We start from the raw sequence: 14,553 nt of genomic DNA, 5'->3' as shown, positions 1-14,553 counted from the left end.
AAACGACGACCTGCGAGGCGACGCCGAGGACCACGACCATGCCGCTGAGCAAGGAGCACAAGGCCCAGACCCGCGAGCGCATCCTCAAGGAGGCGGGCGCGCTGTTTCGGCGCGACGGCGTCGAGGCGGTCAGCGTGCCGGCGCTGATGAAGCAGGCGGGCCTGACCCATGGCGGGTTCTACGCCCATTTCGCCTCGAAGGACGCGCTCGTCGCCGAGGCGCTCGCCGAGGCGCAGGAGCGGTCCTCGGAGTTTCTCCAGGGCGTCGCGAGGCACGCCAAGGATCCGGTCGCGGCCGTCGTCGACACCTATGTCAGCGCCGTCCATCGAGACCGGCCCGAGGGCGGCTGCGCGGTCGCCACGCTCGGATCGGAGGCGGCCCGCGGCGAGACCGAGACGAAACGGTCGATGGGCCGCGAGGTCCGCAGGACGGTCGAGCGCCTCGCCGAAACCCTGAAGCTTCCGGAAAGCCGGCACGACGACGCGATCGCGCTCTTCGCCGGCATGGTGGGCGCGCTGGTGCTGGCGCGCGCGAGCGCCGGCGACGCCGCGTTCTCCGACCACGTCCTCGAGGTCTGCCGCGACCGGATGAAGTCGCTTGCGCGCTGAGGCCGCCGCCGCCGGCTCCGAGACGCCCGTCGTCGACGGTCTGCCCGGCGCGGACCTCGATCCGCGCACCCGCGCGCTGCTCACCGCTCCGGTCGGCCCGCTCATCGCGCGCATGGCCTGGCCGAACCTCGTGGTCATGCTGCTGCAGGCCTCGACCGGCCTCATCGAGACCTATTGGGTCGGGCGTCTCGGCTCGGACGCGCTCGCCGGCATGGCGCTGGTGTTCCCGCCCTTCATGCTGATGCAGATGCTCTCCGTCGGGGCGATGGGCGGGGGCGTCTCCTCGGCGATCGCCCGCGCGCTGGGCGCCGGCCGGCGCGACGACGCCGACCGCCTCGCCTTTCACGGCGTCGTGCTGCTCGGCGCGATCGGGCTCGTCTTCTCCGTGCTGATGCTCGCCTTCGGCCGCCCGTTCTACCGGCTGCTCGGCGCAGATGGCGGCGCGCTCGAGGCCGCGCTCGCCTATTCCAACGTCGTCTTCGCCGGCAACGTGCTGCTGTGGGTCATGAACGCGCTGGCGAGCGCCATGCGCGGCACCGGCGACATGGTGGTCCCGGCGCTCGTCACCTGCTTCGGCGTCGCGTTGCTGATCCCGCTGTCGCCGCTGCTGATCTACGGCTACGGGCCGCTTCCCGGCTTCGGCGTGGCGGGCGCCGGCATGGCCATCGTCGCCTTCAACGCGCTCGGCTGCGCCTATCTCGCCTGGCGCCTCGCCTCCGGCCGCGCCGTGGTCCGGCCGACACGGGTCCCGATCGAGACACGCTTCTTCGCCGACATCTTCAAGGTCGGGGCGCTCGCCTCGCTGACCTCGATCCAGACCAACCTGATCTTCATCGTGGTGACGGCGCTCTCGGGCAAGATCGCGGGCGCGCCGGCGCTTGCGGGCTACGGCGTCGGCGCGCGGCTCGAATATCTGCTGATCCCGCTGTCGTTCGGCTTCGGCGCGCCGCTGGTCTCGCTCGTCGGAACCCATGTCGGCGCCGGGGAGATCGAACGCGCCAAGCGCATCGCCTTCACGGGCGCGGTCTTCGCCTTCGCGGCGGCCGAGACCATCGGGCTCGCGGCGGCCGCGTTCCCCGCGGCTTGGCTCGGAATCTTCGGCTCCGATCCGGCGATGATCGAGGCGGGGTCGGCCTATCTCAGGATCGCCGGCCCGGCCTACGGCTTCTTCGCCTTCGGCATGGCGCTCTATTTCGCGAGCCAGGGCGCGGGCCGGCTCGGCAAGCCGCTCGCCGTCACCGTGGTCAGGACCGCGATCGCGATCGGCGGCGCGGCGCTCGCCGCACATATGGGCGCGCCGCTCTGGACCATGTTCGCGGCGGTGACGCTCGCGATCCTGGTCTACGGCTCCGCCATGGGTTGGGTGACCTGGCGGGCCGACTGGAGCCGCGCGGCCGCAGCGTCGCGGGGAAGGCCATAACGCGGAACCTCCACGTCATGCCCGCGCCTTCGCGCGGGTATCCACGACTTGGACCTAGAGCTCGACGATCCCAGAAAGTCGTGGATACCCGGCTCCGCCGGGCATGACGGCTGCGGATCTTCAGACCGTCTCGGCCAAGGCCGGCTCCGCCATCTTCGCCTCGCTCCCCCCAAGCTCCACCCGCTGCGGCTCGAGCAGCGCGAGCCCCTGGTCGCGGATCGCGAAGCGCTGGATCCAGAAATAGGGCTCGCCCATCACGGGCGACGGCGCCGAGACGATGCGCAGATCTCCGCAGCGTCCCGTCCAGTCGATGTGGCGGTGGCCGTGCATGACGACGAGGCGCTTGGCGGCGGGCTTCAGCTGGCGCAGGAACCAGCTCCCGTTGATGAGCGCGGTGCCGATCCGCTCCGAGAGCGAGCGCGTCGCCCGCGGATATTCGACGAGATGGTGGTGGAGCGCGACGAGCCAACAGGCCTTCGGCGAAGCCTTGAGGATGGCGGTGAGCCGCCGCTCCTGCTCGGCCGGCATCAGGCCGAGCGCGTTGGTGAAGGAGAAATGGGTGTCGGCGTTCGAGTTCAGCAGGATGACGCCGAGCCCGTCCGGCGTCTGCGGCTCGAACGCCATCGGAAAGGCCTCGTCCCAGAGCGTGCGGATGTCGTAGGCGCGCTTTCCCCGACCGGTTCGCACGAAGGTCTCGACCGCCTCGGCGTGCGGCGCGAGCCAGTCGGTCAGCGTCAGCGGCCGCCGCTTACGCCGGCCGACCGACACCCGGTCGCCCTGAAGGCCGGCGAGCAGCGCGAGCGCCCGCATCTCCCGCAGCCTCTTGCCCGGCGAGAACGGCAGGTCGAGGCGCGCGGGATTGGAGCGGTCCACGACGTTGACGTCGTGATTGCCCGGCAGGAACAGCATGCGCTCGCGCAGGTCGGGGTCGAGCCGCTCGAGCGCCTCCAGGAACTCGGCCCATTCGGCCGAGCGGCCGGCGTCCGTCATGTCGCCGGTGACGAGGACGAGGTCGAGCGGCTCGGCGGCGTGCGCCCGCGCAAGCGCCTCGAAGGTCCGGGTCAGCCGCCCGTTGCCCTGCGGCCCGCTGCGCCCGCTCTCGATGCGGAAGCCGAAGCGCTCTCCGACGGCGTGGAGGTCCGACAGATGCGCGACGCGCCAGACCTTGCCGTCGCCCTCCTCGTCATAGGCGTCGAGATTGCTCGGCTGCGCCATGGCGGCGTCCGCCGCGCCCCAGGCGAGTGAGCCGACCGCGACATAGACGCCGAACAGCACCACGCTGTTGGCGAGCGAGGCGCCGAGCAGCGAGAGCGGAGACGCGAAGTCGATCCATGCGCCGATCCAGCTCGAAGCCGGCCAGGCGAGCCACGCCGCGACGCCGGCCGCGATCGACATCAGAACCGCGGCCGCGATCGCGGTGCCCTGCGCCACGCGCGCGCCGTCGCGCCGCAGCCGCCGCGACATCCGCTGGCCGATGAAATGCCGCATCGCCTCGCGGCAGAGCACGAAGCTCGGCTGCACCGCGAGCGCGTTGAGCGACCAGAAGCTGCGCTCGGCGAGCCGGAACGCCGGGCGGACGCCGAACCAGACCACGGCGAGCGAGGCGCCCACCACCATCAGCGGCGCGACGCCGCGCGACGATGTCCGTGACGCTCGTCGACACGCTCGAGAACCAGGCGGTCGCCACGATCGGGGCCGCGCCGAGCAGGAGGCACGGCAGCCCGATCAGCATCATCCATGAGAGCGCGAGCTTCGGCAGGCTGATCTCGACCAGCACCCAGCCGGCGAGCGAGGCGAGCGACCAGAGCTTGGTGCTCGACGCGTCGTCCTCGATATCGCCTTGGCGCGGGTCGATCAGCGGCATGTCGGCGAGCTATCCGCCCCAAGCGGCCTTGTCCATCGGAACGCGCATGGCCTCAGCCGTCATAACGCGCGTCGGTGACCTTCTCCATGCAGTCGGCGACCTCGCCGTCGACTTTGCTGCAATGCGACATGGGCCGCCGACGGCCGGCGGAAAGCCGCCGGCCGCAGTCGTTCACGCAGTCGTCAGCGCCAGCCCGAGCTCCGGCGCCACATGGGCGAGCAGGGCCTCGATCACATGCGCGTTGTAGGCGACGCCGAGCTGGTTCGGCACGGTGAGCAGCAGCGTGTCGGCCTCGGCGATCGCTTCGTCGGCCTTGAGCTGCGCGATGAGCTTCTCCGGCTCGGCCGCGTAGGTGCGGCCGAACACCGCCCGCATGTTGTCGATGACGCCGACCTGGTCGCTGTCCTGTCCGCGGCCGAAATAGGCGCGGTCCTCGTCGTTCACGATCGCGAAGATCGAGCGCGAGACGGAGACGCGCGGCGCGCGCGTGTGGCCGGCCTCCTTCCAGGCCTCGCGATAGAGCCGGATTTGCTTGGCCTGCTGGACGTGGAACGGCTCGCCGGTCTCGTCCTTCTTGAGCGTCGAGCTCTGCAGGTTCATGCCCTGCCTGGCCGCCCAGACAGCCGTGTCGTTCGAGGCCGAGCCCCACCAGATCCGCTCCCGCAGGCCTTCAGAATGCGGCTCGATCCGCAGCAGGCCGGGCGGGTTCGGGAACATCGGCCGCGGATGCGGCTCGGCGAAGCCCTCGCCCTTGATGACGTTGAGGAACACCTCGGCGTGGCGGCGGCCCATGTCGGCATCGCTCTCGCCTTCGGCCGGCGCGTATCCGAAGTGGCGCCAGCCGTCGATCACCTGCTCGGCGAGCCGCGGCTGATGCCGAGCTGCAGCCGGCCGCCGGCGATGAGGTCCGCCGATCCGGCGTCCTCCGCCATGTAGAGCGGGTTCTCGTAGCGCATCGATGACGCCGGTGCCGATCTCGATCCGGCTGGTCCTCGCGCCGACGGCGGCGAGCAGCGGGAACGGCGAGGCGAGCTGGCGCGCGAAATGGTGGACGCGGAAATAGGCCCCGTCCGCGCCGAGCTCCTCGGCCGCGACCGCGAGGTCGATCGACTGGAGCAGCGTGTCGCCGGCCGAGCGCGTGCCGGAATGCTGCGAGGGCGACCAGTGGCCGAAGGACAGGAACCCGATCTTCTTCATCGCGACGCCGCCGCCGGCGAGATGAACCGGCGACGTCTCCTTGTTGGGTGAGGCGCCGGAACTCGGCGCGACCGCAATGTCGTGTCGGCGCGCCTCCATCGCCAATGCGCCGGCGAAATCGAACGATCTCGCCAGCGCATGACTGTCTCAGGTTTCTCTCGTCAGAACTGGACCCCGCGCGTCAGGCCGCCGTCGACCAGCATGTCGGCGCCGGTGGTGAAGCTCGAGGCGGGGCTGGCGATGAACACGACGGCCTTGGCGATCTCGTCCGGGCGCGCCATGCGGCCGAACGGGTTCGTTGCGAGGCACGTCGCGAAGGTCTCGGGCTGCTCGCGCTCGATCTGGCCCCAGACGCCGTCGGAGAAATAGACGTTGCCGGGCGAGACCGTGTTGACGCGGATCCGGTCGGCGGCGTGGCGGTTCGACAACGTCTTGCCGTAGTGGATGAGCGCGGCCTTCAGCGCGCCGTAGGGCTCGCCGAACATGTCGCTCTCGCGCCCCGAGACGCTCGAGATCAGCACCACGGAGGCCGCGTCCGAGCGCTTGAGGTAGGGCAGCGCCGCCGACCATGCTGACCGTGCCGAGCAGATCGATGTCGAAGGCCTTGCGCCAGGTCTCGAGTTCGCCGCCGACCGCGAGCGCGCTGACGTTCGGCACCACGATGTCGACGCCGCCCATGCGCTCGGCGCAAGCCTCGATCCAGTCCTTCACGGCCGCGGGGTCGGCGACGTCGACGGCGGAGCCGAAGGCCTTGTCGCCGAGCGCCTGTTCGGCGCTGCGGACGCCCTCCTCGCCGCGGGCGCAGAACGCGACCGTCGCGCCTTCGACGAGAAAGCACTCGACGATGGCGCGGCCGATGCCGCGCGAGCCGCCGCTGACGATGACTTTTCGGCCGCTGAGCCCGAGATCCATGCTGAGTCCTCGATCAAATACATTGCAGGAGATGCGCCGAACGGCGCCCGCGCGCCGTCAAGCAAGTTTTGTGCAGCGTTCGGAAAGGCTTAAATCGCGGTCGCGTCTCAGTCGCCTCAGGCCGGTTCGGCGAGCCGCATGGCCGGCCGACCACCCGTTCGCACCAGGCGGCCGTGCGCAGCAGATTGGCGTCGTCGAGGTCGCGGCCGACGAGCTGGACGGCGAGCGGCAGGCCGCCCGAACCGTCGCCCGCCGGAAGCGCGAGCGCCGGCAGGCCGAGATAGGTCCACGGCACGCAGAACCGCGGATCGCCGGTGAAGGCCAGCCCCTTCGGCGCGACGCCGGTCGCGGCGAGGGTGAGAACCGCGTCCCGATCGCCGATCCACGCGGCGGCCGCGCGCCGCAACCGGCTGCGCCGCCGCTTCTCCTCGACATAACGCTGCGCCGGGATCCTCGCCCCGTCGGCGACCAGCTCCCTGATGGCGGGGCCGACCGCCCCGGGCGCTCGGCGATCAGCCGCGAGAACACGTCGGCGGCCTCCGCGGCGAGCAGGACGCGGGCGCCGGCGGGAATCTCGGCGAACGCGTCCGGCGGGGTCAGCTCGTCGACGCGCGCCCCGGCCGCCGCGAGGTCCGCCGCGACTTTCTCCAAGAGGTCGCGCTGCTCGCGGTCGGCGAGGTCCCAGTCCGCTGTGCGCAGAAGGCCGATCGACGGCGGCCCGTCGCGCTCGGCGAGCGCCTGCGGCAGCCCCGGAATGTCGCGGCCGTCCTCGTCCTCGTCCGAGACCGCCGCGAGACGCCCGATCGCGAAGGCGGCGTCCCCGACGTTCCGGGCGAAGACGCCGATATGGTCGAGCGAGGGGCTGAGCGGATGCGCGCCGGTCCGCGGGATCGCGCCGAAGCTCGGCTTGAAGCCGACCACGCCGCAATAGGCCGCGGGCCTCACCACCGAGCCGAACGTCTGGGTGCCGAGCGCGAGCGGAACGAAGCCCGCCGCGACCGCGGCCGCCGAGCCGCTCGACGAGCCGCCGGGCGTGTGGCCGAGGCTCCAGGGATTTCGCGTCGCGCCGGGATCGCGCCAGGCGAACTCCGTCGTCACGGTCTTGCCGAAGACGGACGCGCCCAGAGACTTGAGCCGCGCGACCGCCCAGGCGTCGCGCTCGGGACGATGGTCGGCGAAGCCCGCCGAGCCGTAGGTCGTGGGCACGCCGCCGACGTCGATGAGGTCCTTGATCCCGACAGGGACGCCGGCGAACGGGCCCGCCGCGGGCGACGCCTCGCCGGCGCCCCCGGCCTCGGGCAGCCAGCCGAACGCCTTCACCTCGCCGTCGAGGCGCCGTGCGCGGTCGTAGAGCGCCCCGACGTAATCGGAGAGCGCGAACCGGCCCTCGTTCAGTCCGGAGACCGCCTCGCGCAGCCCGAGCTTCGCCAACATCGCCGGTCCTTTCGCAGTCTCGCCGCCGGCCGCGACTTTGGCCGCAGCCCCGCCGGGCGTCCACCGACGGGCGCGCGATCAGCCGCCATATTGCGCGTCGGCGACGTGTTCGAGCCAGTCGACCGGCGAGCCGTTCAGCTTCTCCTGGATCGCGACGTGGCTCATCGCGGTGGTCGCGGTCGCGCCGTGCCAGTGCTTCTCGCCCGGCTCGAACCAAACGACGTCGCCGGGCCGGATCTCCTCGATCGGGCCGCCCTCGCGCTGCGCCCAGCCGAGGCCCGAGACGACGAGCAGCGTCTGGCCGAGCGGATGGGTGTGCCAGGCGGTGCGCGCGCCGGGCTCGAACGTCACGAGCGCGCCCGCGACACGGGCGGGTTCGGGCGGGCTGAACAGCGGGTCGATCCGCACGCGCCCGGTGAAATACTCCGAAGGGCCCGCGCCGGACGGCTGCGACCCGCTTCTCCTGATGTCCATGATGCGACCTCACGCTCGCCGGCGACGCGGAAAGCGGGCCGGACGCCCCGGACCTAGCGCGGCGCCGCGCCAAACGAAGACGGCCCGCCTGAACGAACAGGCGGGCCGCGGCGTCTTGGTAAGCGCGGAGGGCGTCAGCCCTTCACGAACGCCAGCAGGTCGGCGTTGAGCACGTCGGCGTTGACCGTCAGCATGCCGTGGCCGAAGCCCGGATAGGTCTTGAGCTCGCCGTTCTTCAGCAGCGGGGCCGAGAGCTTCGCGCTGTCGTCGATCGGAACGATCTGGTCGTCCTCGCCGTGCAGCACCAGCGTCGGCACGGTGATGGCCTTGAGATCCTCGGTCTGGTCGGTCTCCGAGAAGGCCTTGATCCCGTCATAGTGGGCCTTGGCCCCGCCCATCATGCCCTGCCGCCACCAGTTCCAGATCACGCCCTGGTCGACCTTCGCGCCCGGCCGGTTGTAGCCGTAGAAAGGACCGCTCGGAACGTCGAGGAAGAACTGCGCGCGGTTGGCCGCGAGGCCCGAGCGGAAGCCGTCGAACACCTCGATGGGCAGGCCGCCGGGATTGCTCTCGGTCTTCAGCATCAGCGGCGGAACGGCGCTCCAGAACCGCCTTGGCGACGCGGCCGTTCGGCTCGCCGTGCTTGGCGACATAGCGGGCGACCTCGCCGCCGCCGGTCGAATGTCCGATGTGGACCGCGTTCCTGAGGTCGAGATGGTCAGCCACCGCGGCGGCGTCGGCCGCGTAGTGGTCCATGTCGTGGCCCTCCGAGCCTTGCGCCGAGCGGCCGTGGCCGCGCCGGTCATGGGCGACGACGCGATAGCCGTTGTTCAAAGAACAGGACCTGCGCGTCCCAGTCGTCCGACGAGAGCGGCCAGCCGTGATGGAACACGATCGGCTGCGCGTCCTTGGGCCCGAGGTCCTTGTAGAAGATCTCGACGCCGTCCTGCGTGGTGACATAGGCCATGATGTCTCTCCTTGAGTGGCCGGGCTCTTGGCTACCGGCGTTTCGTTTCGATGGAGAGACAGATAGATGGCGGCCGGCCACATTCGGATTGGCGCGATCGACAGACTTCGGGCCATAACTGACAAATGACCCAGAAAGCTCCGATCGCCGAGATCGCCGTGCTGATCTATCCGGGCGCGCTCGGCGCGGCGCACGGACTGACCGACCTGTTCTCGGTCGCAAACTTGATGGCGAGCCGCAGGCTCGGCGAGGCTGCGCCGAGGCTTCGCTACAGCCACTGGCGGGCACGCGAGGACGGAAGTGGCGCGGAACGCGTCTTCGACAGCGACCCGGGGATGGCCGGAGAGCCGGACTTCGTGATCATGCCGCCCGCGGTCGTGGCGCCCATCACCGCCGAGGAGGCGGCCCCGCTCGCGCTCTGGCTTCGCGACCGTCACGAACGCGGGGCGACGCTCGCCTCGGTGTGCGCCGGCGCGTTCCTGCTCGGCGAGACCGGCCTGCTTGAGGGTCGCGCCGCCACCACCCACTGGTTCTACGCCGAGGACTTCGCGGAGCGCTTCCCGAGCGCGCGGATGGACGTCGACAAGCTCGTCATCGACGACGGCGACCTCATCACCGCGGGCGGCATCATGGCCTGGACGGATCTCGGGCTGAAGCTCGTCGACCGCCTGCTCGGGCCCACCACGATGCTGGAGACCGCGCGCTTCCTGCTCGTCGACCCGCCGGGCCGCGAGCAGCGGCACTACAGCCTGTTCTCGCCGAAGCTCAGGCATGGCGACGAGGCGGTGCTCAAGGTCCAGCACTGGCTGCAGGCGACCGGCGGCCGCGACGCCTCGCTCACGGCCATGGCCGAGAAGGCGGGGCTGGAGCCGCGCACCTTCCTGCGCCGCTTCCACAAGGCCACGGGGCTGAAGCCGACCGAATATTGCCAGCACCTGCGCGTGGGGAAAGCGCGCGAGACGCTTGAGACCAGCACCCGACCCGTCGAGCAGATCGCCTGGGACGTCGGCTACGAGGATCCGGGCGCGTTTCCGGAAGGTCTTCCTCAAGGTCACGGGCCTTGGCCCACGCGAGTACCGCCAGCGCTTTGGACTGGCGGCCGTGCGGGAGGCCTGAGCCGCCGGGTCAGTTGATCAGCGGGTCGGCCCGCAGCCGCTCGACCGCGAAATCCACGAAGGAGCGCACCTTCGCGGCCGCGCCTCGGCCCTCGACATGCACGACGTGGATCGGCAGCGGCGCGGGCTCGAAATCTTCGAGCAGCACGACGAGCCGGCCGTCGCGCAGCGCCTCGGCCACCTGATAGGACAGGACGCGCGTCACCCCCCAGCCGTCGATCGCGGCCGAGATCGCGGCCTCGTTGACGTTGCAGGCGAGGCGCGGCGTCACCGTGACGGCGACGTCGCGGTCGCGCCCGAACCGCCATTCGGACGCGCCGGAATGGGGAACCGCCACGACCCGATGCTCGGCGAGGTCGGCGGGCGCGCGCGGCGCGCCGTGCTCGGCGACGTAAGCCGGCGACGCGCACACCACCCGGCGTACGGTTCCGCAGCGGATCGCCGCGTGTCCGGAATCCGCCATCCGCCCGATGCGCACCGCCACGTCGACGCCTTCGTCGACGATGTTGACCACCCGGTCGAGGAACAGCGCCCTGCCCTCCACCGCCGGGTTTCTCGTCGAGATAGCGGGTGAGGATCGGCAGCACGTAGATGCGCCCGAACAGCACCGGCGCGGTCACGGTCAGCAGGCCGGTCGGCCGGGCGTAGGAGCCGCCCGCCGCGGCGTCGGCGTCGGCGAGGTCGGCGAGGATGCGGCGGCAGTCCTCGAGATAGCGCGCTCCGACGTCGGTCAGCTTCACCAGACGTGTGGTGCGCGTCAGCAGCCGCGCGCCGATCGCGTCCTCGAGCGCCGCGATCGCACGCGTCACGGCCGGAGGGCTGAGCGCGAGCCGCCGCGCGGCCTCCGCGAAGCCGCCGGTCTCGGCCACCTTCACAAACACGCCCATCGCCTGAAGCCGGTCCACGAGCGCCCCTCACAATTCCAATTATCGGAACAGTGCCTTTCCCATTATGGCGCTTATCACCCCAGACCGAAACGCTCATCTTCGTACCGTCAGGCGGACGATGGTCCGTCGGAAACTGCCGAGGGAAGGCAAAGCCATGAAGCTCCACCACCATCCGCTGTCGGGCCATTCGCACCGGGCGCGCCTGTTCCTGTCGCTCGCCGGGATCCCGCACGAGCTCGTGCAGGTCGATCTCGCCAAGGCCGCGCACAAGTCGCCGGAGTTCCTGAAGCTCAACTCGTTCGGGCAGGTGCCGGTGCTGGTCGACGGCGACGTGGTGGTGCCGGACTCGATCGCCATCATGGTCTATGCGGCCAAGAAGTTCGGGAAGACCGAGTGGCTGCCCGAGGATCCCGCCGAGGCCGCCGCGGTGCAGCGCTGGCTCTCGGTCTCGACCGGCCAGATCTTCAACGGACCCTGCGTCGCCCGCCTCGTCACCGTGTTCGGGATGAAGTTCGACGCCGCAGAGGCGATCGAGCGCGCGCACGCGATCCTCAAGCTGATCGACGCCGAGCTCGAGGGCCGGGACTGGATCGCGACCGCGCGGCCGACCGCCGCCGACGCCGCGCTCTACAGCTACATCGCCAACGCGCCCGAGGGGAACGTCGACCTCTCGGCTTACGCCAACATCCGCGCCTGGCTGTCGCGCGTCGAGGCGCTGCCCGGCTTCACGCCCTTCCAGAAGACGCCCGTGGGCCTTGCGGCCTGAGGGGTCTCCTCGTCGTGCCCGAGCCTGTCTCGGGCATGACGGCGGCGGCGATCAAAGCCAGACAGCTACGGAAAACAAGGGAGACAGCTATGGACGGCTTCGCCCCGACCGACATCGGCTCGCCCTGGCATAAGGGCGAGATCGAGATCCAGCGCAGCGCCGGCGTCGTCGAGCAGATGGCGGCGGTCGGCCGCCGCCATCTGCTCGACCACCTGATCGACCAGCACCGGGCCTTCTACCCGCAGCTGCCCTTCGTCGCGGCGGGCGCGGTCAATCCGCAGGGCGACGTCTGGGCGACGCTCCTCGCCGGCGAACCGGGCTTCCTGCGCTCGCCCGATCCTTTGACGCTCGCCGTCTCGACGGCGCGCGACCCCTCCGACCCCGCTGACGCCGGGCTCGAGGACGGCGACGCCGTCGGCTTGCTCGGGATCGAGCTCCACACCCGCCGGCGCAATCGCCTGAACGGGATCGTCGGGCGCCGCTTGCCCGAGGGCTTCGTCGTCGAGGCGCGCGAGAGCTTCGGCAACTGCCCGCAATATATCCGCCTGCGCGACTTCCGCTTCGTCCGCGATCCTGCGGCGCGGAGCGGCGTCACGGCGCAGACGCTCGACACGCTCGACGACGAGGCGCGCGCGATGATCGCGGGCGCCGAGACGCTGTTCGTCGCCTCCTTCGCGGACGATCCCGACGCCGGGCGGCGCGTCGACGTCTCCCATCGCGGCGGCAAGGCCGGCTTCGTGCGGGTCGACGCCGACGGAACGCTCACGATCCCGGATTTTGCCGGCAACAACTTCTTCAACACGCTCGGCAACATCCGCGCGACGGGGACGGCCGGGCTCGCCTTCGTCGATTTCGAGACCGGCGACATGCTGCAGCTTTCCGGCGACGCCGAGGTCGTGCTGGACGCGCCCGAGATCGCGGCCTTCACGGGCGCCGAGCGGCTGCTGCGCGTCCGCCCGCGCCGCATCGTCCGCCGCCTTGACGCGCTGCCGCTGCGCTGGACATCGCGCACGGACGGCGCCTCGCCCAACGTCGCCCTCACGGGCGACTGGGCCGAGACGGCGCGGCGCGTCGAGGCTTCCGGGCGGCCCAACGAGTGGCGCAGGCTCAAGGTCGCGCGCATCGTCGAGGAAAGCGCGACGATCCGCTCGCTCCATCTGGAGCCTGCCGACGGCGGCGCGGCGCTCCCGCACCTGGCGGGCCAGCACCTGCCGGTGCGGCTCGGCGCGCCCGGCGACGCCAAGAAGCTGAGGCGCGCCTACACGATCTCGACCGCGCCCTCGGACGGCGTCCTGCGCATCAGCGTGCGGGCGCAGGGGCCGGGCTCGCGGCGCCTGCACGCGCTCGAAGTCGGCGACGAGATCGAGGCGCTCGCCCCGGCCGGCGACTTCACGATCGACGCGCGCGAGCGGCGGCCGGCGGTCATGCTCGCGGCCGGCGTCGGCGTCACCCCCATGATCGCGATGCTGCGCCATCTCGTGTTCGAGGGATTGCGGACGCGGCGCACGCGGCCCACGACGCTGTTCTACGCCGCCCGCTCGCGCGCCGAACGCGCCTTCGACCGCGAGATCGCGCGCCTCGTCGAGGTCGCGGGCGGCGCGATCGAGGTCGTGCGGCTGCTGAGCGACGTTTCCGACGCGGTGGAAGGCCGCGACTACGAGGTCGCGGGGCGGCTCGATCTTTCGGTCGTGGCCTCGTACGCCCCGCTCGCCGACGCCGACGTCTATCTCTGCGGCCCGGCAGGCTTCATGCAGGAAATCCGCGCGGGGCTCGAAAAGCTCGGCGTCGCCCAAGACCGCGTCCATGCGGAGGCCTTCGGGCCCGCGCCGGCCGTCGGCGTCCCGACGGAGTCGGTCGCCGAGGGTCCGGTCGAGGTGTCGTTCTCGCGCGCCGCCGCCGCGCGCTGGACGCCGGGCGCGGGGTCGCTGCTGGAGCTCGCCGAAAGCGCAGGGCTCGCGCCGCCCTTCAGCTGCCGGTCGGGCGCCTGCGGCTCATGCCGCGCGCGGGTCGTCTCCGGCGCGGTCGCCTATTCCGCGCCGCCGCTCGCGCCGCTCGGGCCCGGCGAGGCGCTGCTCTGCGTCGGCGAGCCGGCCGCGTCCGGCGGAGATCGCCTCGAGATCGAACTCGAGGCCTGAGACAGGCCTGCAGCGCAGAGCGCGACCTCGACGTCGCTTTCGCCGAGGCCGCGGCCGTCCTGGGCCCGAAGCTCCAGTTTCGCGAGCGGACGCCGGTCGCGCGCGTCTACCACCGAATAGCGCGGCTCGTCGGCCTCGAAGAGATGCTCGGCGCTCCATTGCCCGAGCGCGACGAGCACCGGGCGCAACGCAAGGCCCTTCTCGGTCGGCGCATAGTCCTTCTGGCCGCCCGGCGCGACCGAGACCTCGAGGATCCCGTCGGCGACGAGGCGTTTCAGCCTCGCCGCCAGAATGTTCTTGGCGGCGCCGAGGCTCTTCTGCAGCTCGCCGAAGCGGCGCTTTCCCGACAGCACGTCGCGCACGATCAGCAGCGACCACCAGTCGCCGATGACGTCGAGGGCCCGCGCGACCGTGCAGGCGTCGTCGCAAAAACTCTTCCGCTTCATGCCTCACGCTCTGCGGATCCGCGCGTCGCCGCGCCGCCGCTCCCCTCTTCGTTGCGGCGCGGCCGGAATTTCAAGCTTCCGAGAACGACGACCCCGCATTGCGAGATCGCATGATGCGGATCGAACTTATCTTGTTCTAAGGTAGCATCATTAAACCGCGCTGGACGCAGCGGCGCAAAGCGCCGCGACGTCGCCCCGCTGAAGGGGCGCGCGGGGCGCGACGCTCGCGCCGTGCGGCAAGCTTCCGACGTTCGCGCGAACGTCCGGGAGCGCTCCGCAAGGACAGGGCGCCGCGTTTGACTGCGGCGCTCAGGGCGGCGGCCCGGGC

The 14,553-nt window shown here is 71.3% G+C and carries 8 protein-coding genes and 5 pseudogenes; 5 read left to right on the top strand and 8 right to left on the bottom strand.

Going from position 1 to position 14,553, the window contains the following annotated elements; translation table 11 throughout:
• Positions 1–38 precede the first annotated feature (38 nt).
• Both K6K41_RS18220 and K6K41_RS18215 read left to right on the top strand, forming a co-directional pair.
• A complete protein-coding gene (locus K6K41_RS18220) occupies positions 39–608 on the top strand; it encodes a TetR/AcrR family transcriptional regulator (protein WP_261401686.1) in 570 nt (189 codons plus the stop codon).
• Positions 598–2,028: an MATE family efflux transporter gene (locus K6K41_RS18215; RefSeq protein WP_261401685.1), complete on the top strand. Its 1,431-nt coding sequence runs from the start codon at positions 598–600 to the stop codon at positions 2,026–2,028. The genes K6K41_RS18220 and K6K41_RS18215 overlap by 11 nt, the downstream gene beginning before the upstream one ends.
• 120 nt (positions 2,029–2,148) lie before the next feature.
• Here K6K41_RS18215 and K6K41_RS18210 read toward each other — a convergent pair whose 3' ends face one another.
• From K6K41_RS18210 to K6K41_RS18185, 6 genes and pseudogenes are all read right to left on the bottom strand, one after another.
• Positions 2,149–3,645 carry a metallophosphoesterase family protein gene (locus tag K6K41_RS18210; RefSeq protein ID WP_261401684.1) on the bottom strand — a complete coding sequence of 499 codons (1,497 nt, stop codon included), beginning with the start codon at positions 3,643–3,645 and terminating at the stop codon, positions 2,149–2,151.
• A 418-nt stretch (positions 3,646–4,063) separates the two neighbouring features.
• Positions 4,064–5,089, bottom strand: a pseudogene (locus tag K6K41_RS18205) (LLM class flavin-dependent oxidoreductase).
• A gap of 161 nt (positions 5,090–5,250) precedes the next feature.
• Positions 5,251–6,001 (bottom strand): annotated as a pseudogene (locus K6K41_RS18200) (SDR family NAD(P)-dependent oxidoreductase).
• Between the two features lie 57 nt (positions 6,002–6,058).
• Positions 6,059–7,435: an amidase gene (locus K6K41_RS18195; protein WP_261401683.1), complete on the bottom strand. Its 1,377-nt coding sequence runs from the start codon at positions 7,433–7,435 to the stop codon at positions 6,059–6,061.
• A 78-nt stretch (positions 7,436–7,513) separates the two neighbouring features.
• The gene (locus K6K41_RS18190) at positions 7,514–7,909 is read right to left on the bottom strand and encodes a (R)-mandelonitrile lyase (protein ID WP_261401682.1); all 396 of its coding nucleotides are present in this window, start codon (positions 7,907–7,909) and stop codon (positions 7,514–7,516) included.
• Between the two features lie 134 nt (positions 7,910–8,043).
• Positions 8,044–8,876 (bottom strand): annotated as a pseudogene (locus K6K41_RS18185) (alpha/beta fold hydrolase).
• 125 nt (positions 8,877–9,001) lie between these two features.
• On the opposite strand from K6K41_RS18185, the pseudogene K6K41_RS18180 reads away from it, so the two are divergent.
• Positions 9,002–9,992: pseudogene (locus tag K6K41_RS18180) on the top strand (GlxA family transcriptional regulator).
• A 9-nt stretch (positions 9,993–10,001) separates the two neighbouring features.
• Here K6K41_RS18180 and K6K41_RS18175 read toward each other — a convergent pair.
• Positions 10,002–10,896, bottom strand: a pseudogene (locus K6K41_RS18175) (LysR family transcriptional regulator).
• Positions 10,897–11,032: 136 nt separating this feature from the next.
• Between K6K41_RS18175 and K6K41_RS18170 the strand changes: the two are divergent.
• Positions 11,033–11,644, top strand: a complete 612-nt coding sequence (locus K6K41_RS18170) for a glutathione S-transferase family protein (RefSeq protein ID WP_261401681.1) — start codon at positions 11,033–11,035, stop codon at positions 11,642–11,644.
• Positions 11,645–11,733: 89 nt separating this feature from the next.
• Positions 11,734–13,779, top strand: a complete 2,046-nt coding sequence (locus tag K6K41_RS18165) for a 2Fe-2S iron-sulfur cluster-binding protein (RefSeq protein ID WP_261401680.1) — start codon at positions 11,734–11,736, stop codon at positions 13,777–13,779.
• On the opposite strand, the gene K6K41_RS18160 is transcribed toward K6K41_RS18165, so the two are convergent.
• Positions 13,671–14,225 carry a winged helix-turn-helix transcriptional regulator gene (locus K6K41_RS18160; protein WP_315855056.1) on the bottom strand — a complete coding sequence of 185 codons (555 nt, stop codon included), beginning with the start codon at positions 14,223–14,225 and terminating at the stop codon, positions 13,671–13,673. The genes K6K41_RS18165 and K6K41_RS18160 overlap by 109 nt on opposite strands.
• Between the last annotated feature and the right edge of the window lie 328 nt (positions 14,226–14,553).

Source organism: Chenggangzhangella methanolivorans, from assembly GCF_019797865.1.
GTDB lineage: Bacteria > Pseudomonadota > Alphaproteobacteria > Rhizobiales > Methylopilaceae > Methylopila > Methylopila methanolivorans.
This window is presented reverse-complemented; position numbering and strand designations above follow the sequence as displayed.

Excerpts from the sequence above, each read along its gene's own strand:
- K6K41_RS18220 (WP_261401686.1), top strand. The coding sequence starts at position 39 with ATGCCGCTGAGCAAGGAGCACAAGGCCCAGACCCGCGAGCGCATCCTC.
- K6K41_RS18210 (WP_261401684.1), bottom strand. The coding sequence starts at position 3,645 with ATGGTGGTGGGCGCCTCGCTCGCCGTGGTCTGGTTCGGCGTCCGCCCG.
- K6K41_RS18195 (WP_261401683.1), bottom strand. The coding sequence starts at position 7,435 with ATGTTGGCGAAGCTCGGGCTGCGCGAGGCGGTCTCCGGACTGAACGAG.
- K6K41_RS18190 (WP_261401682.1), bottom strand. The coding sequence starts at position 7,909 with ATGGACATCAGGAGAAGCGGGTCGCAGCCGTCCGGCGCGGGCCCTTCG.
- K6K41_RS18170 (WP_261401681.1), top strand. The coding sequence starts at position 11,033 with ATGAAGCTCCACCACCATCCGCTGTCGGGCCATTCGCACCGGGCGCGC.
- K6K41_RS18165 (WP_261401680.1), top strand. The coding sequence starts at position 11,734 with ATGGACGGCTTCGCCCCGACCGACATCGGCTCGCCCTGGCATAAGGGC.
- K6K41_RS18160 (WP_315855056.1), bottom strand. The coding sequence starts at position 14,225 with ATGAAGCGGAAGAGTTTTTGCGACGACGCCTGCACGGTCGCGCGGGCC.